This is a genomic window from Sphingobium sp. S6 (genome assembly GCF_905120495.1).
Lineage (GTDB): Bacteria > Pseudomonadota > Alphaproteobacteria > Sphingomonadales > Sphingomonadaceae > Sphingobium > Sphingobium agri.
In genome coordinates, this window is the sequence record NZ_CAJHOG010000003.1 from 355,951 (window position 1) to 379,269 (window position 23,319).

At 63.3% G+C, this 23,319-nt stretch carries 24 protein-coding genes and 1 tRNA gene; 16 read left to right on the forward strand and 9 right to left on the reverse strand.

Going from position 1 to position 23,319, the window contains the following annotated elements:
* Positions 1-47: 47 nt before the first annotated feature.
* Both SPHS8_RS12400 and rpsU read right to left on the reverse strand, forming a co-directional pair.
* Entirely contained in the window at positions 48-608 is a 561-nt protein-coding gene (locus SPHS8_RS12400; RefSeq protein WP_097092455.1) for an FKBP-type peptidyl-prolyl cis-trans isomerase, read from the reverse strand.
* A 73-nt stretch (positions 609-681) separates the two neighbouring features.
* Positions 682-888, reverse strand: a complete 207-nt coding sequence (rpsU, locus tag SPHS8_RS12405; RefSeq protein ID WP_004208618.1) for a 30S ribosomal protein S21 — start codon at positions 886-888, stop codon at positions 682-684.
* 222 nt (positions 889-1,110) lie between these two features.
* Between rpsU and SPHS8_RS12410 the strand changes: the two genes are divergently transcribed.
* The 13 genes from SPHS8_RS12410 (at position 1,111) to SPHS8_RS12470 (ending at position 12,165) form a co-directional block, all read left to right on the forward strand.
* Positions 1,111-1,869, forward strand: coding sequence for a class II aldolase/adducin family protein (locus tag SPHS8_RS12410; protein ID WP_201515779.1), 759 nt, complete (start codon positions 1,111-1,113; stop codon positions 1,867-1,869).
* Positions 1,870-1,935: 66 nt separating this feature from the next.
* Positions 1,936-3,186, forward strand: a complete 1,251-nt coding sequence (locus SPHS8_RS12415; RefSeq protein ID WP_201515780.1) for a putative DNA modification/repair radical SAM protein — start codon at positions 1,936-1,938, stop codon at positions 3,184-3,186.
* Positions 3,187-3,262: 76 nt separating this feature from the next.
* Entirely contained in the window at positions 3,263-3,619 is a 357-nt protein-coding gene (locus SPHS8_RS12420) for a hypothetical protein (RefSeq protein WP_443018571.1), read from the forward strand.
* Between the two features lie 60 nt (positions 3,620-3,679).
* On the forward strand, positions 3,680-4,144 hold the full coding sequence (locus SPHS8_RS12425; protein ID WP_201515781.1) for a hemerythrin domain-containing protein: 465 nt from the start codon (positions 3,680-3,682) through the stop codon (positions 4,142-4,144).
* A gap of 7 nt (positions 4,145-4,151) precedes the next feature.
* Positions 4,152-5,555, forward strand: coding sequence for a UdgX family uracil-DNA binding protein (locus tag SPHS8_RS12430; protein ID WP_201515782.1), 1,404 nt, complete (start codon positions 4,152-4,154; stop codon positions 5,553-5,555).
* A 74-nt stretch (positions 5,556-5,629) separates the two neighbouring features.
* Positions 5,630-6,481: a D-amino-acid transaminase gene (locus tag SPHS8_RS12435; protein WP_201515783.1), complete on the forward strand. Its 852-nt coding sequence runs from the start codon at positions 5,630-5,632 to the stop codon at positions 6,479-6,481.
* A 248-nt stretch (positions 6,482-6,729) separates the two neighbouring features.
* On the forward strand, positions 6,730-7,728 hold the full coding sequence (locus SPHS8_RS12440) for a winged helix DNA-binding protein (protein WP_201515930.1): 999 nt from the start codon (positions 6,730-6,732) through the stop codon (positions 7,726-7,728).
* A gap of 83 nt (positions 7,729-7,811) precedes the next feature.
* Positions 7,812-7,887: transfer RNA gene (locus SPHS8_RS12445), tRNA-Val, on the forward strand.
* Between the two features lie 70 nt (positions 7,888-7,957).
* Positions 7,958-8,185 carry a zinc-finger domain-containing protein gene (locus SPHS8_RS12450; protein WP_201515784.1) on the forward strand — a complete coding sequence of 76 codons (228 nt, stop codon included), beginning with the start codon at positions 7,958-7,960 and terminating at the stop codon, positions 8,183-8,185.
* A gap of 62 nt (positions 8,186-8,247) precedes the next feature.
* Positions 8,248-9,690, forward strand: a complete 1,443-nt coding sequence (tldD, locus tag SPHS8_RS12455) for a metalloprotease TldD (RefSeq protein ID WP_201515785.1) — start codon at positions 8,248-8,250, stop codon at positions 9,688-9,690.
* Between the two features lie 55 nt (positions 9,691-9,745).
* Positions 9,746-10,321 carry a DUF924 family protein gene (locus SPHS8_RS12460; protein ID WP_201515786.1) on the forward strand — a complete coding sequence of 192 codons (576 nt, stop codon included), beginning with the start codon at positions 9,746-9,748 and terminating at the stop codon, positions 10,319-10,321.
* Between the two features lie 157 nt (positions 10,322-10,478).
* The gene (locus SPHS8_RS12465; RefSeq protein WP_097092464.1) at positions 10,479-10,817 is read left to right on the forward strand and encodes a P-II family nitrogen regulator; all 339 of its coding nucleotides are present in this window, start codon (positions 10,479-10,481) and stop codon (positions 10,815-10,817) included.
* A gap of 13 nt (positions 10,818-10,830) precedes the next feature.
* A complete protein-coding gene (locus SPHS8_RS12470) occupies positions 10,831-12,165 on the forward strand; it encodes an ammonium transporter (RefSeq protein ID WP_201515787.1) in 1,335 nt (444 codons plus the stop codon).
* 109 nt (positions 12,166-12,274) lie between these two features.
* Here the strand turns inward: SPHS8_RS12470 and SPHS8_RS12475 are convergent, their stop codons facing one another.
* From SPHS8_RS12475 to crtY, 4 genes are all read right to left on the reverse strand, one after another.
* Positions 12,275-13,174: a phytoene/squalene synthase family protein gene (locus SPHS8_RS12475; protein WP_268933198.1), complete on the reverse strand. Its 900-nt coding sequence runs from the start codon at positions 13,172-13,174 to the stop codon at positions 12,275-12,277.
* Between the two features lie 95 nt (positions 13,175-13,269).
* Positions 13,270-13,851 (reverse strand): TIGR00730 family Rossman fold protein, encoded by a 582-nt coding sequence (locus tag SPHS8_RS12480; RefSeq protein WP_201515788.1) that lies wholly within the window; start codon positions 13,849-13,851, stop codon positions 13,270-13,272.
* Entirely contained in the window at positions 13,848-15,329 is a 1,482-nt protein-coding gene (locus tag SPHS8_RS12485) for a phytoene desaturase (protein WP_201515789.1), read from the reverse strand. Before SPHS8_RS12485 ends, SPHS8_RS12480 begins: the two co-directional genes overlap by 4 nt.
* Positions 15,329-16,480: a lycopene beta-cyclase CrtY gene (gene crtY, locus SPHS8_RS12490; RefSeq protein ID WP_201515790.1), complete on the reverse strand. Its 1,152-nt coding sequence runs from the start codon at positions 16,478-16,480 to the stop codon at positions 15,329-15,331. Before crtY ends, SPHS8_RS12485 begins: the two co-directional genes overlap by 1 nt.
* 90 nt (positions 16,481-16,570) lie before the next feature.
* Here crtY and SPHS8_RS12495 point away from each other — a divergent pair, with 90 nt between their 5' ends.
* The 3 genes from SPHS8_RS12495 (at position 16,571) to SPHS8_RS12505 (ending at position 19,476) form a co-directional block, all read left to right on the forward strand.
* Positions 16,571-16,843: a metal/formaldehyde-sensitive transcriptional repressor gene (locus tag SPHS8_RS12495; RefSeq protein WP_201515791.1), complete on the forward strand. Its 273-nt coding sequence runs from the start codon at positions 16,571-16,573 to the stop codon at positions 16,841-16,843.
* Entirely contained in the window at positions 16,840-17,862 is a 1,023-nt protein-coding gene (gene dmeF / locus SPHS8_RS12500; protein ID WP_201515792.1) for a CDF family Co(II)/Ni(II) efflux transporter DmeF, read from the forward strand. The genes SPHS8_RS12495 and dmeF overlap by 4 nt, the downstream gene beginning before the upstream one ends.
* A gap of 180 nt (positions 17,863-18,042) precedes the next feature.
* A complete protein-coding gene (locus SPHS8_RS12505; protein WP_201515793.1) occupies positions 18,043-19,476 on the forward strand; it encodes a porin in 1,434 nt (477 codons plus the stop codon).
* A gap of 17 nt (positions 19,477-19,493) precedes the next feature.
* Here the strand turns inward: SPHS8_RS12505 and SPHS8_RS12510 are convergent, their stop codons facing one another.
* The 3 genes from SPHS8_RS12510 to recQ form a co-directional block, all read right to left on the reverse strand.
* Positions 19,494-20,687 (reverse strand): NAD(P)/FAD-dependent oxidoreductase, encoded by a 1,194-nt coding sequence (locus tag SPHS8_RS12510; RefSeq protein WP_201515794.1) that lies wholly within the window; start codon positions 20,685-20,687, stop codon positions 19,494-19,496.
* Between the two features lie 2 nt (positions 20,688-20,689).
* Complete coding sequence (locus tag SPHS8_RS12515; RefSeq protein ID WP_201515795.1) at positions 20,690-21,118, reverse strand: TIGR01244 family sulfur transferase; 429 nt, start codon at positions 21,116-21,118, stop codon at positions 20,690-20,692.
* Between the two features lie 335 nt (positions 21,119-21,453).
* Positions 21,454-23,223 carry a DNA helicase RecQ gene (gene recQ, locus SPHS8_RS12520; protein WP_201515796.1) on the reverse strand — a complete coding sequence of 590 codons (1,770 nt, stop codon included), beginning with the start codon at positions 23,221-23,223 and terminating at the stop codon, positions 21,454-21,456.
* Positions 23,224-23,319 lie beyond the last annotated feature (96 nt).

Consider the following 23,319-nt stretch of genomic DNA (forward strand, 5'->3'; position numbering starts at 1 on the left):
AAAAAGGGCCCGACTAGCGGGCCCTTTTTGACTTCCATTCCAATCGATCAGTTGCCCGGCAGCGGCGGCGGCACCGCGCCCTGCTGCATCATCTGCTGCATGCGCATGATGTCGGCCTTCGACTTGAAATCATGCAGCTGCACATCGAAGACCAGCACGGAATTCGCCGGGATCGGACCGGCCGCCTGCTCGCCATAGCCGAGCTGCGGCGGAATCCACAGGCGATACTTGCCGCCCTTCTTCATCTTCTGCAGGCCTTCGGAAAAGCCCGGCACGACGCCATCTACGGGCATCGCGGTCTGGGCATTTTCATCGAAGACAGTGCCGTCGAGGAGCGTGCCCTTGTAGCCGACCAGCGCCACGTCCGCAGCGGTCGGGCTGGGACCGGTGCCCTCTTCCAGAACCTTGTACTGGAGACCCGAGTCCGTCGTGATCACGCCGTCTTCACCCGCATTGCTGGCAAGATAGCTGGCAGGTGACGGCTCCACGCCGCGCTGTCCGGCCCAGGCGAGGCCAGCGGCGGCGATCGCCACTGCGGCAACGCCGATCCAGAGACGCGTCAGCGACCCCTTGGCGATGGGACGAAGGGGAACAGCGGTCGTGGACATGGACCTAAGCCTCGCAGGTGCGGATGATCAGCAGGATGGAGCGGCAAAGCGCCGCCCCATGGAAACGAACGCCTTAACGGACGCCGTCGCGCTCGGCGCGCTTCCGCTCCAGCTTGCGCGCGCGGCGAACCGCAGCCGCCTTTTCGCGGGCGCGCTTTTCCGAGGGCTTTTCGTAGTGACGGCGCAGCTTCATCTCGCGATACACGCCCTCACGCTGCAGCTTCTTCTTGAGCGCGCGCAGGGCCTGGTCGACATTGTTGTCGCGAACGATGATTTGCATAAGCCAGTCAAACTCCAGTCGAAAACGGGCGGTTCGCCGGGAAACAAAACCCTTCCCGACGGGCCTACCGAAACTAATAGCGATGAGTCGTCGCAGGGCAGCCTGCGCCGTGTGGGGCGCGCCCTACCAGCAGATTCGGCCAAATTCAACCCCGAAGCCGTTTCACTCGACAGGAGCGCCAGTGGGGTGGATAGTCAGGGCAGAAGATAAAGGAGGATCGCCATGGCTACCGCCGTTCCTGTTGCCGGGATGTCAGCCGCCGAATGGGAGGCACGCCGGCAGCTCGCTGCCTGCTACCGCATATTCGACCATATGGGCTGGTCGGAGTTGATCTACAACCACATCACCTTGAGCGTGCCTGATGAGGATGGTGCTTTCCTGATCAATCCGTTCGGGCTGCTCTATTCGGAAGTGACCGCGTCCAACCTCGTCAAGATCGATATCGACGGCCACATATTGGACGGCAGTGCCTATCCGGTCAATCGGGCCGGGTTCACGCAGCATAGCGTCTTTCACCGGCATCTGCCCGATGCCCATTGCGTCATCCATACGCATACCACTGCCGCGATGGCGGTCAGCGCCACCAGGGAAGGGCTGCGGCCGACCAATTTCTATGCGGCAGCGTTCGCGGGCCGGATCGCCTATCATGATTTCGAAGGCATCACGCTGCGGCCGGAAGAGGGCGAGCGGCTGATCGCCAATTTGGGCGAACGGCGGCTGATGATGCTGCGCAACCATGGCTCGCTGGTCATGGCCGATACCCTGCCCAAGGCTTTCCTCCTGCACTGGATGCTCCAGCGCGCTTGCGAGATCCAGGTCGCCACGGGCGCGGCAGGGACGCCGGTCGATATTCCGGAAGAGGTGATTGCGGTCCATCAGCGCGATATCGGCGGGGTGCAGTTGCCAGTAGGCCCGGGCGTACCCGACTTTCAAGCCATGGTCCGGTTGATCGACAGGATCGATCCGAGTTGGAAGACCTGAAGAAACAGGTGCGCCAGATCAATCTAGATCAAGGACATGCGCGAACAAAGAACATAATGTGAACGCATGGCTGTTCTTTCGATCCGGCAGAAACTGGAAATCCTCGCCGACGCAGCAAAATATGATGCGTCATGTGCATCGTCGGGCACGAAGAAGCGCGATAGTACGTCCGGACCCAAAGGCGGCATCGGGTCGACCGAGGGCATGGGTATATGCCATGCTTATGCGCCTGACGGACGATGCATATCGCTGCTGAAAATCCTGCTGACGAATAGCTGCATCTTCGACTGCCATTATTGCATCAACCGCCGGTCGAGCGATGTTCGCCGGGCGCGCTTCACCGTGCGAGAGGTGGTCGACCTGACGCTCAGCTTCTACCGGCGTAATTATATCGAAGGGCTTTTCCTGTCCTCCGGGATCATCCGGTCCTCTGATTATACTATGGAGCAGCTGGTCGGCGTTGCCCGCGCCTTGCGGGAGGAACATGATTTTCGCGGCTATATTCACCTCAAGACCATTCCCGATGCCGACCCGGAACTGACCCATCAGGCGGGGCTCTATGCCGACCGGCTCTCGATCAATGTCGAATTGCCGACAGAGCAAGGCTTGCGGCGACTGGCGCCCGAAAAGAATGGCGAGCGCATCGAGGGAGCGATGAAGGGGCTGCGCACGGCGATCGAAGATACCGCCGATGCGAAAAAACGGTATCGCCATGCACCACGCTTCGCGCCCGCAGGGCAGTCGACGCAGATGATCGTAGGAGCCGACGAAGCGGATGACCGGGCCATCATCCGGCGTGCGCGCTCGCTTTATGATCGGCACGCGTTGCGCCGCGTCTATTATAGCGCGTTCTCGCCGATCCCTTCCGCCAGTAGCGTGCTGCCGCTCAAACGCCCGCCCCTTCTGCGCGAGCATCGGCTGTATCAGTCGGATTGGATGATGCGCTTCTATGGCTTTTCAGTGCAGGATCTGGAGCAGGCAACCGATCCGCAGACAGGACATCTGCCACTCGACATCGATCCCAAGCTCGCCTGGGCCTTGGCGCATCGGGACATGTTCCCCGTGGACGTGAACTGCGCTCCCCGCGAATTGCTGCTTCGGGTGCCGGGACTTGGCGTCAAGGCGGTCGATCGCATCTTGGCCAGCCGCAGGGTGCGCCGACTTCGGCTGGATGACGTTGCGCGGCTGACCAGCTCGATCGTGAAATTGCGGCCCTTTTTGATCGCGAGTGATTGGAGGCCGGTGCACCTGATCGACAAGGTCGATCTGCGGCGGCAGCTCACTCCTCCCGCGGCACAGTTGGAGCTTTTCGGTTGAACAGCCGTTTTCCCTGTTGATAAGTGCCGCTCTTCGTGATTTCTTGAGAACAATAAAGGTCGAGGGGACAGCGCTGGTGGCAACGGCATTCAATGGTGATTCAGTACGGCCTCATGGCGGCCGTTATGCCAAGCGCATGAGCAGCCATCTGGCCGCTGCACTCGTTGTTTTCTGCCTCATTCAGATCGCTATCGTCGCCCGGATGGGCGGCTCGCTGGTACTACACCTCGCTCTTATCGCCGCAATCGGCGGATATGCCATGATCGCCCGTGGCATGGAGCGCCGTTGGGAGATGCTGGATCAAAGTGGCCTGTCGATGTCGGGTCTGGGCTTGCGCTTCCGCCGGGATGTTGCGCAGGTTTGGCTGAGCAGCATTGCCTGCAGCCTGCTATGGCTTCCTGTCGCCATCATCTTCCGCTTCCTGTTCGGCTGACCCGCGGACCCAAAGCGTCCTGCCTGTCGTTGTGCCCTCTAGACCAAGAGGAGCACGCCCATGGCCAAGGCCACGATTTTCGACAAATTGAAGCAGGATCATGATGCCCATCGTCAGCTGTTCGAGAAGATGGCTGATGCGCAGGATGATCATGACCGGCTGGAAAAACTGTTCGAGCAGTTTCGCGTCGAGGTGACCGCGCATGCGGCTGCCGAAGAAGAGACGCTTTACGCAACGATGCTCGCCCGCCCCGACCTGCGCGAAGATGCGCAGCACAGCGTCGCGGAACATAAGGAAATCGACGATTATCTGGAAGAATTAGAGGAGCAGGCCTTCAACAGTCCGGAATGGCGTGAAACCTTTGCCAAGCTCAAGAAGCGCTATCTGCACCATATCGAGGAAGAAGAAGAGGAGATGTTCCCCGACGCAGCGGCTGAACTGACGGACGAGGAAGAAGTGAAGCTTGCCGCCACCTTTGCGCGGCGCAAGCCCGCCGAGCTGGAGCGGGCGGAATCGTCCGACTGATTTCGCCATGTTTCAGGCGCTGCTGAGCGGGCCGGACGATTTCGACGGGTGGCGCGATGCTGCCCGTCGTTTCGCTCTGGCGGGCGTGCCGCCTCAGGACATAGATTGGCGGGTCGAAGGAGATGCAGGATCGCTGCTGGCGTTCGACAAGCCGCCGCCTGCCGATCAAGTCGGCGGCGCATTTTCCGTTCCGCGCGCTTTTCTGGAGTTGGCGGAAAGCGCGATATTGCACCGCGATCCGGAGCGCTTTGCCCTGCTCTATGCACTGCTGCTGGATGTCCGCGAGCAGCGCACGCGCATGGATGACCAGGCCGATCCTCTGGTCCGCAGGGTTGAGGTGCTGGCCAAAGCGGTTCGCCGCGACATTCACAAGATGCGGGCCTTCGTCCGCTTCCGGGAGGTGCAGGATGATGACGGCGCGCGCTTTGTCGCCTGGTTTGAACCCGACCATCATATCGTCCGCGCGAACGCGGGCTTTTTCGTGCGCCGCTTTGCATCCATGCGCTGGTCCATCCTGACGCCCGAAGTCAGCATTTTCTGGGATGGCGAAAGACTGAGCGAAGGGCCGGGCGCATCGAAGACGGATGCCCCTGCGGGCGACCCGGTCGAGGACATGTGGAAAAGCTATTATGCCTCAATATTCAATCCAGCCAGGCTCAAGCAGCGCGCCATGCTGTCGGAGATGCCTAAGAAATATTGGCGCAATCTGCCCGAGGCGGCACTCATCCCCGGCCTGGTCGCCGGAGCGCAGGCAAGGGAGGCGGCCATGATCGCCACCCCGCCCAAAGCACCCGCCCGCCCCAGCAACGTGGCTGCCGCCTGGGCGGCCCTGCGCGAGGAAGCGGCAGGCTGCACGCGCTGTCATCTATATCGCGATGCCACCCAGACTGTGTTCGGCGAAGGGCCGTTAGACGCTGCGCTCGTCATCGTTGGGGAGCAGCCGGGCGATCAGGAAGATCTTGCGGGACGGCCCTTCGTCGGCCCGGCGGGACAGTTGCTTGACCATGCCCTGGAAGAGGCAAGGATCGACCGGGCAAGCATCTACGTCACCAATGCCGTCAAGCATTTCAAACATGAGAGGCGCGGCAAACGGCGCATCCACCAGACGCCGGACACGCCGGAGATCAACGCCTGCCGCTGGTGGCTGGATCAGGAGTTGGACCTGATCCGTCCGCGCGTGCTGCTTGCGATGGGCGCGACGGCGGCACGGGCCATCTTGGGAAAGGCGGTGACGATCAGCCGAACCCGGGGCGCACCCATCCCGCTAGAGAGCGGCATCGAAGCCTGGGTAACGGTGCATCCCAGTTTCCTGCTGCGGGTGCCGGATGAAGCGCGCAAAGCGCAAGAAAGGGCGCGCTTTGTCGAGGATTTGCGCGGTATCGGCGAGAGAGTGAAGGCCCTTGCCCGATGATCATTGCTTGACCAACGGCCCTGCCACGGCAACATCGCGACCCGCCGATGTTGGCCGAAGGATTTTGCCGCTTCATGTCGATCGCCTATCATAATGGTCAGTTTCTGCCCCTTGCCGAAACACGGATTTCGGTACTCGATCGCGGATTTCTTTTCGCCGAGGCAGTCTATGAAGTGACGGCCGTCATCGACGGACGGCTGATCGACAGCGCGTCGCATCTGGCACGGCTTGAGCGCTCGGCAGCGGCAATCGGCCTTTCGCTGCCTCTTCCGGCCGGACAGATCGAGGCCGCACAGAAAGAACTGGCTGCCCGCAACGGACTTCAGGAAGGGCTGATCTATCTACAATTGACGCGGGGTGCGGACTCCGTCCGGGACTTCCTGCCCTCGCCCGGTCTGGAGCCCACTCTGGTGATGTTCACGCAGGCCAAGCGCTTCCTCGACTCTCCGGCTGTACAGAGCGGAATCGCAGTGGTCACAACGCCCGACCTCCGCTGGGCGAGGCGCGACATCAAGAGCGTGGGCCTTCTGGCCCAAGCCATGGCGAAACAGATTGCGGCCGAAGCGGGCGCGCAAGAGGCCTGGATGGTGGAAGATGGCTTCGTCACCGAAGGCGCGTCGTCCACGGCCTTCCTGGTGACGGATGAAGGCATCATCACGCGCGCATATTCGCAAGCCGTGCTGGCGGGGTGCACCGGCTCTGCCATCACCGCGCTGGCGGAGGAAAGTGGACTGACCGTCGTTCATCGCCCCTTTACAGTTGCCGAAGCGGTGGGAGCACGCGAAGCTTTCATCACCAGCGCGTCCACGCTCTGCCAATCCGTCGTGCGTATAGACGGGCGCATTATCGGCAATGGCAGCACTGGGCCGATCGCGACCCGCTTGCGCGAACTCTACATCGACTTTGCCCGGCGGACGGCAGTCTGAAATCAAAAAAAGCGGAAAGATCATCCGTTCCGGATGCAGTTTCCTTAGGCCTGTCATCCCGCCATTTCGGGGAAAAGCCGGACCATTTTGGCGGTAGCCGTACTCAACTCTGTGAAATGCAACGGCAAAACCCACCATCAACATCAGGAACAAGCTTGCATGCTCCGATTTGGAGGAGAGAGAAGCGGCACGGCCGAAATATTGCGGTAGGTTAGGAACAAAGCAGGGACAGGAGTTAACAGGTGGAAATGGATCGATCCCGGACTGACTTTGTTGCCGCTGGTGAAGATATATATGGGGTGCGAGACACGCGTGCGGGCCTGCTCATTCTCGCCGACGATATCTTCCTCGACGATGTCGCCGGGATCGCGCAGGCGGCACAGTTCAGGTTGTTAGACATAGTAGCGCTGGACCAGGCCATGCTGCGGCTCGACATGCAGGTGGGCTGCGATGTCATCCTGCTCTTCTGCACCCATCCATCTGTCATGCTCGAGCGGCTGCTGGTGCAAGTGGAGACGCTGGCGGTGCAGAATGACATGGCCGTCATTCTGGTCGCAGGTCTCGACACCGTGGACTTAGCCTTCGCCTGCATGCGAAGTGAGCGGACGCAGCTGCTCTGTACACCCGATCATGCCGATCTTGCCGCCGCGCTGCTGACGGCGGGCGGCACTACGCCGCAGCGGGCACTTCATGAGGTGAACCAGGAAAGCGAAGGCGTTCGCCTGCAGCAACTGAGCGAAGAAGTCAGCCGCCTCGCCCGGACGTTGGAGGCGCTGACGGCGCGCCCGCGCCATGCCATGCCTTCCTTTGCCTTGGGCCCCCGCATATCGGATCGTGCGAGCGACTATATCGGTATGCCCGCTGTCGAACCGATGGGCGAGCAGCGAGCGCCCGCCAAGGAAGCAACGCTTGGCGCGGCGCAGGTGCGGGACATGCTGCGCGCGCGGCGGCTGCGGGAGGATTTCCTGCCTGCCGACCTTTTCGCCGATCCTGCATGGGACATGCTGCTCGACCTGTTGGCAGCGCGTCTGGAGCAGGAGCGCGTGTCGGTCTCTAGCCTCTGCATCGCTTCGGCCGTGCCGCCGACGACCGCGTTGCGCTGGATCCGTACGCTGACCGACAAGGGCATCGTTCACCGGCAGGCTGACCCGCATGACGGGCGCCGCGTGTTCATCGCGCTGACCGACGATACCGCCGAAGCGCTGACAAGATGGTTCACCGCGAGCCGCCGTTTCCTGTGCGGGTAAACGGGCCGCTATCATCAAGGCTTGACCGGCGCGCGGATTGGCCTAGATAGCGCGCTCCGGCTGCATCGCCATGATGCGGCATCGGGCGATTAGCTCAGTTGGTAGAGCGTCTCGTTTACACCGAGAATGTCGGCGGTTCGAGCCCGTCATCGCCCACCATTTCCCATCGCTGCCAGAAAGCCCTGCCGGATATTGCGGTGCGATGGAGCCGCTGCTAATCGAACGCGTCATGAAACAGCCGCCTGAAATTCTTCGAGTCACCAAGCCCCGCGTCGCGTGCGATGGTTCGGGCGACATCCCCGCTGCTCTGGGCCACCCCCGCGTGTTCCTGGAGATTGACGAACATGGCTATGTCGATTGCGGCTATTGCGACCGGCGCTTCGTCCTGATCGGCGGTCCGGCTGACACGCCCGAAGTCGCGGGGCTGCCTGACATCCCATCCGGCGCCAGCATCTGAAACGGGTTTCGCCATCGCGAATTTGATTGGGCTTGGGAAGCTGCGCCCCTATATCGGGCGGCATGACGGACATCGCTTCCCAGTTCACCGATGCGCGCGGCCTTCTTTACCGGCCGGGCCTGCTGGATCCCGATGGCGCGCGGCGGCTGACCGCCCAGGCGCTCGCCAATTGCGATGATGGCGAGCTTTACCTTCAATATCGGGCAAGCGAGAGCTTCGGATTTGACGATGGCCGGCTGAAGACGGCCGACTATTTGACCGATGCGGGTTTTGGCCTGCGCGGCGTGTCAGGCGAGATGACGGGCTTTGCCCATGCCAATGACATTAGCGAGGCCGCGATTCGCCGGGCGGCCGAGACGCTGACGCTGCTCGACCCAGCGAGGGGCCAACCCGCGCCGCCGCCGCAGCGGACCAACCGCCACCTCTATACCGACGCCAATCCGCTCGAGATCGTGCCCTTCGCTGAAAAGGTGACGTTGTGCGCGGCCATCGACGCAGCCGCGCGAGCGCGAGATCCGCGCGTTGCGCAGGTGTCGGTCAGCCTGGCGGGAAGCTGGTCAGTGGTGGAGATCGTCCGCGCCGATGGCTTTACCGCGACGGATATCCGCCCGCTGGTGCGGCTGAACGTCTCGCTGATCCTGGAAGAAAATGGCCGCCGCGAAACAGGCAGCTTCGGGATTGGCGGGCGCTATCTTTATGATCAGGTCATGGATCCCGCGATCTGGAACCGGGCCATTGACGAGGCGCTCGCACAGGCGCGGGTCAACATGCGATCAGTCGCCGCGCCTGCGGGCGAAATGACGGTGCTGCTGGGTCCAGGTTGGCCGGGCGTACTGGTGCATGAAGCGATCGGCCATGGCCTGGAGGGCGATTTCAACCGGAAAGGCACCAGCGCTTTTTCCGGCCGGATCGGCGAGCGTGTCGCGGCGCCGGGGGTCACGGTGGTGGATGACGGGTCCATCCTCAATCGCCGCGGATCATTGTCGATCGACGATGAAGGCACGCCCACGCATGAAAATATCCTGATCGAGGACGGCATCCTCAAAGGCTATATGCAGGATCGGCTGAACGCGCGGCTGATGGGTGTCGAACCGACGGGCAATGGCCGCCGCGAAAGCTACGCCCATGCGCCGATGCCGCGCATGACGAACACCTTCATCAAGGGCGGCCAAGACGATCCCGAAGAACTGCTGTCCCGCATGAAGTCGGGCATCTTCGCCAAGAGCTTTGGCGGCGGACAGGTCGATATCGTGTCGGGCAAGTTCGTTTTTTCGTGCACCGAAGCCTATAAGGTCGAGAATGGAAAAATCGGCGAGCCGATCAAGGGTGCAACATTGATTGGCGATGGGCCAACGGCGCTCACCAAAGTCATCGGCATAGGTAACGACTGGGCGCTGGATGAAGGCGTCGGCATGTGCGGCAAAGGGGGCCAGAGTGTTCCGGCCGGGGTCGGGCAGCCCACCCTACTGATGGACGGGTTGACGGTCGGCGGCACGGCGACCTGACAGCCGGACGCCATGGGCTGCGGAACCGGCCGCTCGCCTGATCTTTTCTTCCTGTATGAACATGCTCACGGACAGCCATGACGCGGTGACCGCCGACTGGGCGGCGGCTCTGCTCGATTTCTGGTTCAATCAAGTCGGTGAAGAAGGCTGGTGGAAGCATGACCCGGCGCTTGACCGGCAATGCACGAGCCGTTTCCAGCATCTGTGGCGGGAGAAGCAGGCGCTGCCCGCCGAGACGTTCCTGGAGCGTGCCGACGATGCGTTGGCAGCCGTGCTGCTGTTCGACCAGCTGCCACGCAACATGTTCCGGGGCACGGCTAAAGCTTACCAGACGGACGAGCTTGCCCGGACCATAGCCCGCGGCGCGATTGCCCATGGCTATGACATTCAAATCGGCGGCGCCGGGCGGAGATTTTTCTACATGCCGTTCCAGCATAGCGAAGCGCTGGAGGATCAGGAGTTGTCCCTCAACCTGTTCGAGGCGGCCGGCGATGAGCGGTCCATGGAATTCGCACGCCAACATCATGCAGTGATCGCGCGGTTCGGGCGTTTTCCCCATCGAAATGCGGCGCTGGGCCGCGCCAATGCAACAGGCGAAGAGGAAGCCATCGCGGCAGGTTCCGGATGGTAGCCGGAGCGTGCCCATTTTTTAGGCAAGGTTGATCACCTGCCCATTTTTTTTGCTGCCCTTTCGAACTCCCTAAGGAGAAAGCCCCGATCAGGCCCAGTTTTCTGAACTGGCACGGCTCTTGCTGGTATGTCGCCGCACACCATTAACAGGGGGCGACATGAAACTTGTCATGGCTATCATCAAGCCGTTCAAGCTTGACGATGTCCGCGAGGCACTCTCCTCGCTGGGCATCGCGGGTATGACGGTGTCCGAGGTGAAGGGCTTCGGCCGCCAGAAGGGGCAAACCGAAATCTATCGGGGCGCCGAATATTCCACGAACATGGTTCCGAAGATCAAGATCGAGGTCGTTTGCGACGACGATCTTGCACCGCGCGTAGTCGAGGCGGTTCAGACAGCCGCGAATTCCGGCGCGATCGGCGACGGCAAGATCTTTGTCCTCGATGTTGGTCAGGCCGTGCGCATTCGCACCGGCGAGACCGGCGAAACCGCGCTGTAAGAAGGGGGGAATAATGACCTTTGCCAAGAAATTCTCCGGCGTGATGGGAGCGGCTGGCCTTTCCCTCTTCGCCGCGCTGCCCGCCTGGGCACAAACGGCGGCCGCCGCTGCGCCGACGCCAGACAAGGGCGATACTGCCTGGATGATGACCTCCACCGTGCTGGTGCTGGCCATGATCCTCCCCGGCCTGGCCCTCTTCTATGGCGGCCTGGTTCGTACCAAGAATATGCTGTCGGTCATGACGCAGATCGGCGCGGTCGCGTGCCTCGCGATGCTGATCTGGGTGATGTACGGCTATAGCCTCGCCTTCGCTGGTCCCAGCAACGGCTTCATTTCCGACCTGTCCAAAGCCTTCCTGAAGGGCATCACGCCGGATTCGACGGCTGCCACCTTCACCGATGGCGTCGTCATCCCCGAATATGTGTTCGTCAGCTTCCAGATGACCTTCGCCGCGATCACCGTCGCGCTGGTGCTGGGTTCAGTTGTCGAGCGCATCAAATTTTCGGCGGTCATGGTGTTCGCAGCGGTCTGGCTGACGATCGTCTATTTCCCGATCGCCCATATGGTTTGGGCTACGGGCGGCCTGTTCTTCGAAATGGGCGCACTGGACTTCGCTGGCGGCACTGTCGTGCACATCAACGCAGGTGTATCGGCGCTGGTCGCCTGCCTCATCCTCGGCAAGCGCATGGGCTTTCCCAAGGAACCGATGCCGCCTCACTCCCTGACGCTGACCGGCGTCGGCACCGGCCTGCTGTGGGTTGGCTGGTTCGGCTTCAACGCAGGTTCGGCTCTGGAAGCCAATGGCTCTGCGGCTCTGGCGATGATCAACACCTTCGTCGCGACGGCTGCTGGCGGCCTGTTCTGGATGATCGCCGAGCGCATCAACGGTCACAAGGGTTCGGCCCTCGGCTTCTGCTCGGGCATCATCGCCGGTCTGGTTGCCGTGACGCCTGCCGCGGGGAATTCTGGCCCGTTCGGTGCCATCGTGCTGGGTGCGGTCGCCTCGATCATCTGCTTCTACATGGTTACGGTCATCAAGCCCAAGCTCGGCTATGACGACTCGCTGGACGCCTTCGGCATCCACGGCATCGGCGGCATGATCGGCGCGATCGGCACCGGCATCGTCTACTCGCCGTCGCTGGGCGGTCCGGGCGGCGCTGACTTCTCGATGAGCAGCCAGCTCGTCACGCAGCTGTTGGCCACCGTCACGACCATTGTCTGGGCATCGATCGGCACCGCGATCGCCATCTTCGTCGCAAAAGCCGTCACCGGCCTGCGGGTCAGCCGCGACGTCGAACTGGAAGGCCTCGACCTCGGGGAGCATGGCGAGCGCGCCTACAACCCCTGATCCTATTCGGAAGGGCGGGCCGCAAAGAATGGCCCGCCCGCCACACGATGTTCCTCCTGCGAACACACCTTGGGTCCGGTACGAAAGTGCCGGCCCTTTTTTTTGTGGATCAGCCTCTAGGCCGGGTCCAGAGATGCGGTGGGCGAGGCGCGGATGCGGGCCAGCGGGACGAACGGCCGAAAATCTCAAATCCCGCCCGGCACACCCATCCCAGCTTCTCGCTCTTGGGCGTTATCACCCGGTCGTCCCAAGCGCGTTCTCCACGCCTTGCGACTTCCCGCGCTATGTCGCCATAAATGCCTGCCGCAGCCAGAACGGCCCATGCCGCGCGCGGCGGCAAGGATCCGGTGCCATGGCGTGCGCTTGCTTCATAGTCAGCGGCAAGGTTCGTGAGGCGGCCCGCCAAAAGGGTGAGTTGCGGGCGGAAGGCTGGCTCCATCTGGCTTCCCGGCGGGATCGCCATTTCCGCCAGCCATTGCTGGGGCAGGTAGCAGCGGCCGGCCTGCTGATCCTCGGCAATGTCGCGGGCGATATTGGCCAGCTGGAATGCCAAACCAAGGTCGCAGGCCCGGTCCAGCGTGGCTTCATCCTCAGGGCTGACGCCCATGAGCACAGCCATCATGCAACCCACCGCGCCAGCGACATGATAGCAGTAGCGCAGCATGTCGGCTTCGGTGACGGGCCGCCAATCCTGCGCATCCAGGGCAAAGCCTTCGAGCAGGTCATGGGCGTAGCGCGCAGGAATGGCGCATTCGCGCATGACGAAGCCAAAGCCATCGAAGGCAGGGTCTCCGGTAGCTTCGCCGCGTAGGGCTGCATCGGTCTGGGCTCGCATGGCGGCCAAACGGACCTGCCCATCGGCGACTCCCGTCATCACACCCCCATGATCCTGCCCATCGGCGATGTCGTCGCATTTGCGGCACCAAGCGTAGAGGAGCCAGGCCCGCTCGCGGATTTGCCGGTCGAACAGCCTGGAGGCCATGGCAAAGGATTTGGAGCCACGGGCGATGCTGTCGCGCGCATGGGCGACGAGGGCGGGACGATCGAGATGGGTCACGCCGCCGACATGCCTCGCGACGATGATTGCCGCAAGGGCGACGAAAATTACAGCCTGTCGGCTTTCATGGCGAAGATCGGCTCATGCGCCTCATAGGCTGTCATTTTTTCGAGCAGTCCATCGATCGTGTCGGCATGGGAGAGGATGCCGGCATGTTGAGGCCGGATGAATCCGGTGGCGATCATATGCTGGTTGAAGGCGATAAGCTGGTCATAGAAGCCCGCAACGTTGAGCAGACCGACAGGCTTGGCATGGTAGCCAAGCTGCGCCCAGCTGATCGCCTCCCATAGCTCATCCATCGTGCCGACGCCGCCAGGCAGCGTGACGAAGCCATCCGACAGGTCGGTGAAGAGTGCCTTGCGCTGATGCATTGTCTGGACGACATGGAGCTCGGTGCAGCCCTGATGCGCGACTTCGGCCCTGACGAGGGCTTCCGGGATGACGCCGATCACCTCCCCGCCTGCTTCGAGGGCAGCGTCGGCCACCGCACCCATCAGGCCGAGCCTTCCGCCACCATAAACGACGCCGATGCCTCGCCCGGCAAGGGTACGGCCGACCTGGCGGGCCGCTTCTACATAAACCGGGTCTGCAGGCAGAGCCGAGCCGCAATAGACGGCGAGGCGCTTCACAGCAGGTCTTGCAGCATCAGCGCGGCGGTCGCCTTTGCGCTCCCGACGACGCCGGGGATGCCTGCGCCCGGATGGGTGCCCGCGCCGGTGAGGTAGAGGTTGGGGATTACGTCATCCCGGTTATGAGCGCGGAACCAGGCGCTTTGGGTCAACAGCGGCTCAAGGCTGAAGGCGCTGCCGAGATGGGCGGACAAGTCGCTCTGGAAATCGGGCGGCGCATAATGGAATTGCGTGACGATGCGAGAGCGGATGTCGGGGATCAGGCGATGCTCGATCTCGTCCAGGATGCGCTCGGCATAGACGGGGCCGAATTGCTTCCAGTCGATCGGCAGCTTGCCCATGTGGGGCACGGGCGCCAGAGCGTAGAAGGTGGAATGACCATCGGGCGCCATCGACGGATCGGTGACGGTCGGATGATGGAGGTAGAGCGAGAAATCCTTCGGTAACACGCCATGATCGTAAATGTCGGTCAGAAGCCCATCATAGCGGGGACCGAACAGGATCATATGGTGCGGGATGCCGGGCCAGCTGCCCTTGATCCCGAAATGCAGGACGAAGAGGCTGGGCGACCAGCGCTTTCGGCCAAGCTTGTCGGCCTGCTTCTGGCCACGGGGATGGTGGCCGAGAAGATCGCGATAGCTGTGCATGAGGTCGCCATTGGTGGCGACCGCATCGGCCTCTCCGCGCCAGCCTGAAGCAGTAGAGACGGCGACGGCGCGGTCGCCATGGGTCTCGATCCGCACGACCGGGTCAGCCAGCCGCAGCGTGCCGCCGAGCCGTTCGAAATGCGTCGCCATGCCCTGCACGAGGCGATTGGTGCCGCCCTTGGCGAACCAGACGCCGCCATCCTTTTCCAGCTTGTGGATGAGCGCATAGATCGCGCTGGTCTGCATCGGGTTGCCGCCGACCAGCAGCGTGTGGAAGGACAAGGCCTGGCGCAGCCGCTCATCCTTCACATAGGAAGAGACGATCGAATAGACCGACCGCCATGCCTGATGCTTGGCCAGCGCCGGAGCGGCGCGGATCATCGACGCGAAATCGAGGAAGGCGACGGAGCCGAGCTTGCGATAGCCCTCCTCATAGACGCCGTCGGAATAGTCGAGGAAGCGCTGATAGCCTGCGACGTCCTGCGGGTTCAGCTTGGCGATCTGAGCGCGGAGGGCATTTTCGTCGTTCGAATAGTCGAAGTTCGTGCCGTCGCGCCAGTTCAGCCGGTAGAAGGGCGTCACGGGCACTAGGGTGACATCCTCGGCCATGTCATGGCCGGACAAGCGCCATAGCTCGGCAAGGCAGTCAGGATCAGTAACGACCGTGGGACCGGCATCGAAGACGAAGCCGTCCCGCTCCCACATATAGGCACGGCCGCCGGGGCGGTCCCGCGCTTCGACGAGCGTCGTGTCGACACCCGCAGACTGAAGGCGGATCGCGAGAGCCAGGCCGCCAAAGCCCGCTCCTATGACTATCGCTTTGCGGTTCATTAGGCGGAGGGGGTCAACAAGGCGCGCATGGCGCTCCTTATGGGCACGGGCGGGCGTCCACACAAGATGCGGATGCGATCGACCCAACTGGACTGCCCGGCATAGAAGCGGCCGATCAGATGCGGGTTGAGCCGGTAGAAGCGTTCGAAGATGCGCCAGCGCTGATGCGGCTGGGCGGCGCGGAAAAGCATCTTGCCCAGCAGCCGGTAATAGCCCCCTGCCTGCCAGTGCGCCTTGGCGCGTTTGCGGGTCGCGGGGCCAAGCGTTTCAAGCGGCTGACCGCTGAGCCAGAGCGCGGTGGAGATCGCGTCGGGAAGTGAATAGCCGGTCATCGGGTGGAACATCGCGGCGCGGACGCCGGCGCGAGCGACGGCATCCTGCGCTGGCCAGAAGCGATCGAAGTCGCCGCCATGCACCACTGGCAGGATGCCGCATTCCTGATGGACGATTTCTTCGACCTGCCAGTTCTGATCCTGGGCATAGCTGGCAATCCGGCTGGCGAGCGCTGGGACGTCGAGTGAGGCGTCGTTGCTGTAATAGGTATCTTCGACGAATATCGTCTGTTGGTCGAAGGGAAGCAGATAGACGAAGCGATAGCCGTCGATCTGGGGAACGGTCGCGTCCATGATGACGGGGCGTTCCAAGCCGTGCGGTTGAGCCAGGCGGAGGACCTGGCCGACAAACTTCTGCCAGCCGCAATCAAGCGCCGACAGATCGCCGCCACCGCGCGTATCGAGGACGGCGTCGGCTTTGATCTGGCTGCCGTCGCTCAAGGTGACGCAGGTGGATGTGACGCTGGTCGCATCGGCGTTGAGGAGGACACGCTCCCCGAGCAACGGGCGAGCATGGGCGTGCAATTGGGCGGAGGAGATGCTGTTATAGGCAGTGTCGAGGTGCCGCTGATAGGCAGGGAAGCGGACCTGGTGTCCCTGGGGCCAACGGTGGGTGACGAAGGGATCGATCAGCCAGCGATCGGCGGGCCGAACATCGCTGTCGAAGAAGGACCAGAGATGGTTTCCGCCGAGCGTTTGGCCGCTTTCGATTAGGAGGACATTCACGTCGGGGCGCAGGCGGGTGAAGGCTAGAGCGGTGAGAGTACCGGAAAGGCCGCCGCCCAGAATCGCGAGGTCGCAGTCGAAGCTTTTGGCCATGCTGTTCTGTTAGGAAGGGGGAATTCATGAAGCAAATGGTGAATTGGCAGCGTTTGACGAAAAAGAGGAGATAGTATAGGGGGGTATCCTATGCATATCATCGAGAACAGGGACAAGCTGCTGGCGCGGGTGCGGCGCATTGCAGGACAGGTGGGCGCGATCGAGCGGCAGTTGGGCGGCGACGCGGACTGTTCCGAGACATTGCAGCTGGTCGCGTCGGTGCGCGGCGCCGTGGGGAGCCTGATGGAGGAGTTGATCGAGCAGCATATGCGCGATCATGTCGCTCGTCCCGGCCTGACCGACGCGGAGCGGCAGGCTGCGTCGGAGGAGATGCTGGCACTGATCCGGCGGTATGGGAAATGACGATGCACGACCATGGCCACCATCATCACGGGAACCATCACCACGGAGACCATGCGCCAGCGAGCGCCCTCCCCCCTTCTCCCGTCAATGGAGACGAGGAGGAAAGCCATTATTTCGACCATATCTACCTCAGCGCAGGGCATGACAAGAATGCGCGGCGGACGTTGTGGGTCGTATGGCTGACTGCGGCGACCATGGTGGTCGAGATCGCTTTCGGCTGGATCACCGGGTCGATGGCCCTGCTGGCCGATGGGTTCCACATGGCGACCCATGCCGGCGCGCTGGCGGTGGCGGCGGCGGCCTACAGCTATGCCAAGCGCCATGCCCGCAATCCCCGCTTCACCTTCGGCACGGGCAAGGTGGGCGACCTGTCGGGCTTTGCGTCCGCCCTTCTGCTGGGCGTGACCGCGCTGCTCATCCTGGTCGAATCCGTCCTGCGCTTCTTCGAGCCGGTGCCGGTGAAGTTCGGGGAAGCAACGCTGGTCGCGGTGGTCGGCCTGGCCATCAACCTGATCAGCGCGCTGCTGCTGGGTCATGACCATAGCCATGATCATGGTCACGGCCATCACGGGCACGGCCATGATCATCAGGACGGACATGCCCATAAGCATGGCCATGAAGATAATAACCTCCGCGCGGCCTATGTGCATGTGCTGACCGACGCGTTGACGTCGGTGCTGGCGATCGCGGCACTGCTTGCCGGGCGTTATATGGGCTGGTGGTGGCTCGATCCGGCGGTCGGCATCCTGGGCGCGGTGGTGATCGCCCGCTGGGCCTGGGGATTGATGAAGGACACTGCCGCCATCCTGCTGGACAGCGCGGAGCCCGCGCTGATGAAGCGGATCAAGACGCTGGTGGAGGCGGAGGGCGGCACCATTCACGACCTGCATGTCTGGCGGATCGGGCCGCATGCCCATGCGGCGATCATCAGCCTGGCGCCCGGCGGTGATGCGGCGGCGGTTCGCGCGCGGGTGCGCAGCCTGCCCCGGATGGAGCACGTCACGGTGGAGTGCGGTTGACGGACTCTTCACCTGGGGCCTGAGGTCCGGGCGTTCGCTGGGATGACGTTGATTGGGGCGGGTGATTACATTGTGTCACCCAATCGAAATATAGCTGTCACTTGTTTGTCATCGAAATTTCATAGGCCGCACCTCGATTGAGACAGGGGATTCGTGGTGACAGGTTCAAACAGGAAGCGCATGGCTCTGGCAGTGAGCATGCTGGCGTTGATGCCGGAGGTGGCGCAGGCGCAGAGCAATGAGGAGTTGCAGCGCCAGATCAACGAGCTGAAGGCGCAGATACAGGCGCTGACCAGCGCACTGGCAAACAATGGCGGGCGCGGGAGCGCGAATGCGAGCAATGCCGCGTCCCCTGCCCCATCAGCGAGCGCTCCAGCGTCGGCACCGGTGGCTGTCGCCGCTGCGCCCGGACAGCCGGTGGTGACGCAGACTGCGGCTCCCGAGAAGAAGTCGAAGCCCTGGTATGAGCGGCTGTCGCTGCGCGGCTACACGCAGATGCGTTACAACGCCTTCCTGTCGGGGGATGACACGGCTCCGGCAGGCCAATCGCGCCTGCGGTCGGTGCATGACAGCTCCATTTCCGACAAGAGCAGCTTCTCGCTGCGCCGCGCGCGCCTGGTCGTCCAGGGCGATGTTTCCGATCGGGTCTCGCTCTACCTTCAGTCCGATTTCGCTGCCGCAGTCAACAACCAGGCGGGTAGTGAACGGCGGGAAGGCTTTGTGCAGCTGCGCGACGCCTATGCCGACATCTTCCTGGACAAGGCCAAGACTTTCCGCCTGCGCCTGGGCCAGTCCAAAGTGCCCTATGGCTGGGAGAATATGCAGTCGTCGTCCAATCGCCTGACACTGGACCGCAGCGATGCGATCAACAGCGCCGTGCCGGGCGAACGCGATCTGGGCATCGTCGGCTACTACACGCCGACGTCGGTCCAGAAGATCTGGGACCGGCTGGGGCATGATGGACAGAAGCTGTTCGGCAATTATGGCGCATTTGGCTTCGGCGTCTTCAACGGTCAGGGGATCAACAGGACCGAGCAGAATCGAGGCCTGATGAAGGTCGCTTTCGCAACATGGCCGTTCGAGCTGGACGGTCTGGGCGGCATGTTCGAGGATCAGGTGTTCGAAATCGGCGGATCGGCGATGATGAACGATGTGCAGCCGGAGGTGCGCAGCGGATCGACGACTGTGATCAGCTCGCAGGCCTATGACGATGATCGGGTCGGCATCCATGCGATGCTCTATCCGCAGCCCTTCGGCATTCAGGCGGAATGGAATTGGGGCAAGGGGCCTGAGTTCGATCGGGTGAGCCGGTCGATCGAGACGAAGAAGCTGAACGGCGGCTATGTCCAGATGATGTATCGCCTGCCTACCGATTCAATCGGCGTGCTGATGCCCTATGGCCGGTGGCAGCATTATCGTGGAGGGTGGAAGGCATCGACCAATGCGCCGCGACTGGAAACGGATGAGTTCGAACTGGGGCTGGAGTGGCAGCCGTGGAAGGCGCTGGAGATCACGCTGGCCTATGCCCGGATGAAGCGGGCGGAGGCGGACGAGCGGCGCACCGGCCGAGCGACCGGCGATTTGATCCGCACGCAGGTGCAGTGGAATTATTGAGCTGGAGTTGCGGGCGGTCAGCCTTCGCCGATCGCCTGCCCCGCCGCCCAGCCGCTGGCCCAGGCCCATTGGAAATTATAGCCGCCCAACCAGCCGGTGACATCGACCGCTTCGCCGATCGCGTAGAGGCCGGGGACGCGGCGTGCCTCCATCGTGCGGGAGGAGAGTTCGGCGGTGGAGATGCCGCCAACCGTGACCTCCGCCTTGGCGAAGCCTTCGGTGCCGTTGGGGGTGAAGGACCAGGACGCGAGGCGGCGCTGCGCCTCTTCCAGCTTGCGGTCGGCGATATTGCCAAGATCGCCGGGAAGCGCGAGGCGTTCGGCAAGGGCGTCGGCGAGGCGGGCGGGCAGAGAGGCGCGCAGCAGGCTGACCAGCGAGACACGGGGCTTGGCTCGCTTGGCTTGCGTCAGCCAGTTGGCAGGCATGTCGGGCAGGAAGTCCAATGCGACTTCGCCGCCATGACGCCAATAGGAGGATATCTGCAGGATCGCCGGGCCGGACAGGCCGCGATGGGTGAGGAGCGCGGCTTCGCGAAAGGCGGTCTTGCCGTGGCGGGCGATCACCGGGGTCGAGACGCCGGATAGTTCGCGGAACAGCATGTCCTCGCCGCCAAGGGTGAGCGGGACGAGTGCGGGGCGCGGCTCCACCACCTTCAGGCCGAACTGGCGGGCAACGTCATAGGCGAAACCGGTCGCGCCCAATTTGGGGATGGAGGGGCCGCCGGTGGCGATGACCAGCGCGGGCGCCTCTACGGTCCTGCCTCCATGGGTGACGCTGAACCGGCCATCGGCGTGGGTGATGGGGCCGAGCGCATGGCCGAGGCGGATGGTGACGCCGCCCGCCTCGCATTCAGCGAGCAGCATGGCGACGATCTGCCGCGCGGAATGATCACAGAAAAGCTGGCCAAGCGTCTTTTCATGCCAGGCGATGCCATGGCGTTCGACCAGCGCTAGGAAATCGGACGGCGTGTAGCGGCCCAGCGCGGACTTGGCGAAATGGGGATTGGCGGAGAGATAGCGGTCCGGCGCGGTGTGGATATTGGTGAAGTTGCAGCGCCCACCGCCCGAGATCAGGATCTTCTTTCCCGGCTGGTCGGCATGGTCGAGGACGAGGACGCGCTTGCCGCGCTGCCCGGCCGCTGCCGCGCACATGAGGCCTGCTCCGCCAGCGCCGAGGACGATGGCGTCGAATGGATCAGCAGGGCCGGACAAGATCAACCTGCGGCGAGCGCATCCATGATCTGGCGAATGGGGGCGAGATCATAGCCCGCCGCTTCCGCCTTTTCGCTCAAGACCGTGGGGTGATCACCGGCGCGGGCGCGCGTCAGAGCCCAAAGGAGCGTGCTGCGGGTGCCGGAGCGGCAATAGGCGAGCACCTTGCCCTCGCCTGCTTGGTCGAGAGCGGCGGCCATTGCGTCCAGTTGCCATGGGGCGAAACCGCCATGGGCTACGGGAACGGCAGCGTAGGCGAGGCCAGCCGCTTTTGCCGCTGCTTCGATTTCCGCGCCGTTGGTCTGGCCCGCTTCCTCGTCATCGGGGCGGTTGTTGATGATGACGGTCACGCCCAATGCCCTGGCTTCTTCTACCTGATCCACGCTGATCTGGGGGGAGACGTAGAGGCTGGGGGTGATCTGACGGAACATGGGACGGGGACTCCTTCTGCCGCGAGCCATGCGCTTGTGGGGGGAGGGTTTCAAGGGGTTTTGGCAGGCGGAGGCGCAGAGGGGACGGAGATATTGGGTTCACGCGGAGACGCGGAGGCGCGGAGGTGGATTGAGGTGAGGGTATTCGTATCTTGATGGACTTGCTGGAGGCGGGTTGATGGTTTTACTGCAGCTCCGCGCGCGAACGGCAGACGGGTCTCTGGCCAGTTTTTCTCCGCGGCTCCGCGGCTCCGCGTGAACCAAGCTCTGCTTCCAAATACGCCTTGCTGCTGAAGCAGCAAGACTCCCTGGCCTTTCCGCTGAAGGAGAGAGGATTAGAGGTGCGGGCGGATGGCGGCGAGGAAGGCGTCGCCATAGGCGTCGAGCTTGCGCTGGCCGATGCCGCTGATGTGGCCGAGTTCGGCGAGGCTCGACGGGCGCTGTTCGGCCATTTCGCGCAGGGTGGAATCGTGGAAGATCACATAGGGAGGCACCCCCTGTTCCTGCGCGAGTTCGCGGCGGCAGGCCCGCAGGGCATCGAACAGCGGATCGCCTACGGGGTTTTCCGCCTTTCCGTCGCATGCGTTGCGGCGGCGCTCCCGGCGGGGCGGGAGGACGAGGCTGACCGCCTCTTCTCCACGCAGGATGGGGCGAGCGCTCGGGCCGAGTTCGAGGCCTCCATGTTCATTAGTTTGCAAAGCATCTTTTACCAGAAGCGCGCGGGAAACGGGGCGGAGAAGCGGGGTTTCCTCTCCCGACACGATGCCGTAGACCGAGATTTTGTCATGGCCGCGTTCGCGGATGCGGTCGGTTACGGCGCCGGTCAGCACCTGTTCGATATGGCCGACGCCGAAGCTCTGACCGGTGCGATAGACGGCGGAGAGGAATTTGCGGGCGGTTTCGGTCGCGTCGATGCTGGCGGGGGGATTGAGGCAATTGTCGCAGTTGCCGCATGTGGCAGGCGGATGCTCGCCAAAGTGGCGGAGCAGGATGGCGCGGCGGCAGGTGCCTGTTTCGACAAGGCCGCCAAGTGCGGTGATGCGGGTACGCTCGCCCTGCTGGCGAGCGGGATCGAGTTCGGCGATGCGCTGGCGGGCGCGGGCGAAGTCGTCGGCGCCCCAGAAGAGGTGCGCTTGCGCGGGCTCGCCGTCGCGGCCTGCGCGGCCGGACTCCTGATAATATCCCTCGATCGATTTTGGCAGCGCGGCGTGGGCGACGAAGCGGACGTCGGGCTTGTCGATGCCCATGCCGAACGCGATGGTCGCGACCATGACCATGTCTTCGCTGGCGATGAAGGCGGCCTGATTGGCGGCGCGGACGGCGGGGTCGAGACCGGCATGATAAGCGCGGGTCGGGCGACCGGTGCGGGTCAGCGTCTCGGCCAGCTTTTCCGTCGCCGCGCGGGTGGGGGCATAGACGATGCCGGGGCCTTCGGTGGCGGCGATGAGCGCGGACAGCTGACGGGGCAAGCCGTCGCGGGGATGCACGGCATAGCGGATGTTGGGCCGGTCGAAGCCCGCGATGATCAGGCCTTCGCGCGGGATGCCGAGCTGGACGAGGATGTCGTCGCGGGTGTGATGGTCGGCCGTCGCGGTGAGCGCCAGGCGGGGGACTTGCGGGAATTCGTCGAGCAGCGGGCGCAGCAGGCGGTAGTCGGGGCGGAAGTCATGGCCCCATTCGGAGACGCAATGCGCTTCGTCTATGGCGAAGAGGGCGACTTTCGTGGCGCGAAGGAGATTGCGGAACCCCTCCCCGCTGGCGCGTTCGGGCGCGACGTAGAGGAGGTCGAGGTCACCATTGCGCAGGCGGTCCTGCGTCTCGCGCCAGTCGGCATCGACGCTGGTGAGGCTGGCGGCGCGAATGCCGACCGCCTGGGCCGCGCGGAGCTGGTCATGCATCAGCGCGATGAGCGGGGAGATGACTACGCAGCAACCATCGAGCGCGACGGCGGGCAGTTGATAGCAGAGCGACTTGCCCGCGCCGGTCGGCATGATGGCGAGCGTCGGCTGGCCCGCCATGATGCGGCCGACGACCTGTTCCTGCACGCCCCGGAAGGCCGGGAAGCCGAAGATGTCGTGGAGGAGAGTGGGGATGTCGGGGCGCATCCGAGGGCTGTAGCGGTTGTGGCTGGAGAGGCAAATAATGGGTTCACGCGGAGGCGCGGAGGCGCGGAGATTTTAAGATGCGCTGCGCGCGGGCTT

What these genes read in the sequence shown, in the direction of transcription:
- SPHS8_RS12460 (WP_201515786.1), top strand. Translation starts at nt 9,746, where the DNA reads ATGAACATGCTCACGGACAGCCATGACGCGGTGACCGCCGACTGGGCG.
- SPHS8_RS12440 (WP_201515930.1), top strand. Translation starts at nt 6,730, where the DNA reads ATGGATCGATCCCGGACTGACTTTGTTGCCGCTGGTGAAGATATATAT.
- dmeF (WP_201515792.1), top strand. Translation starts at nt 16,840, where the DNA reads ATGACGATGCACGACCATGGCCACCATCATCACGGGAACCATCACCAC.
- SPHS8_RS12465 (WP_097092464.1), top strand. Translation starts at nt 10,479, where the DNA reads ATGAAACTTGTCATGGCTATCATCAAGCCGTTCAAGCTTGACGATGTC.
- recQ (WP_201515796.1), bottom strand. Translation starts at nt 23,223, where the DNA reads ATGCGCCCCGACATCCCCACTCTCCTCCACGACATCTTCGGCTTCCCG.
- SPHS8_RS12505 (WP_201515793.1), top strand. Translation starts at nt 18,043, where the DNA reads ATGGCTCTGGCAGTGAGCATGCTGGCGTTGATGCCGGAGGTGGCGCAG.
- SPHS8_RS12495 (WP_201515791.1), top strand. Translation starts at nt 16,571, where the DNA reads ATGCATATCATCGAGAACAGGGACAAGCTGCTGGCGCGGGTGCGGCGC.
- tldD (WP_201515785.1), top strand. Translation starts at nt 8,248, where the DNA reads ATGACGGACATCGCTTCCCAGTTCACCGATGCGCGCGGCCTTCTTTAC.
- SPHS8_RS12470 (WP_201515787.1), top strand. Translation starts at nt 10,831, where the DNA reads ATGACCTTTGCCAAGAAATTCTCCGGCGTGATGGGAGCGGCTGGCCTT.
- SPHS8_RS12410 (WP_201515779.1), top strand. Translation starts at nt 1,111, where the DNA reads ATGGCTACCGCCGTTCCTGTTGCCGGGATGTCAGCCGCCGAATGGGAG.
- crtY (WP_201515790.1), bottom strand. Translation starts at nt 16,480, where the DNA reads ATGGCCAAAAGCTTCGACTGCGACCTCGCGATTCTGGGCGGCGGCCTT.
- SPHS8_RS12425 (WP_201515781.1), top strand. Translation starts at nt 3,680, where the DNA reads ATGGCCAAGGCCACGATTTTCGACAAATTGAAGCAGGATCATGATGCC.
- SPHS8_RS12430 (WP_201515782.1), top strand. Translation starts at nt 4,152, where the DNA reads ATGTTTCAGGCGCTGCTGAGCGGGCCGGACGATTTCGACGGGTGGCGC.
- SPHS8_RS12400 (WP_097092455.1), bottom strand. Translation starts at nt 608, where the DNA reads ATGTCCACGACCGCTGTTCCCCTTCGTCCCATCGCCAAGGGGTCGCTG.
- SPHS8_RS12450 (WP_201515784.1), top strand. Translation starts at nt 7,958, where the DNA reads ATGAAACAGCCGCCTGAAATTCTTCGAGTCACCAAGCCCCGCGTCGCG.
- SPHS8_RS12415 (WP_201515780.1), top strand. Translation starts at nt 1,936, where the DNA reads ATGGCTGTTCTTTCGATCCGGCAGAAACTGGAAATCCTCGCCGACGCA.
- rpsU (WP_004208618.1), bottom strand. Translation starts at nt 888, where the DNA reads ATGCAAATCATCGTTCGCGACAACAATGTCGACCAGGCCCTGCGCGCG.
- SPHS8_RS12515 (WP_201515795.1), bottom strand. Translation starts at nt 21,118, where the DNA reads ATGTTCCGTCAGATCACCCCCAGCCTCTACGTCTCCCCCCAGATCAGC.
- SPHS8_RS12485 (WP_201515789.1), bottom strand. Translation starts at nt 15,329, where the DNA reads ATGAACCGCAAAGCGATAGTCATAGGAGCGGGCTTTGGCGGCCTGGCT.
- SPHS8_RS12435 (WP_201515783.1), top strand. Translation starts at nt 5,630, where the DNA reads ATGTCGATCGCCTATCATAATGGTCAGTTTCTGCCCCTTGCCGAAACA.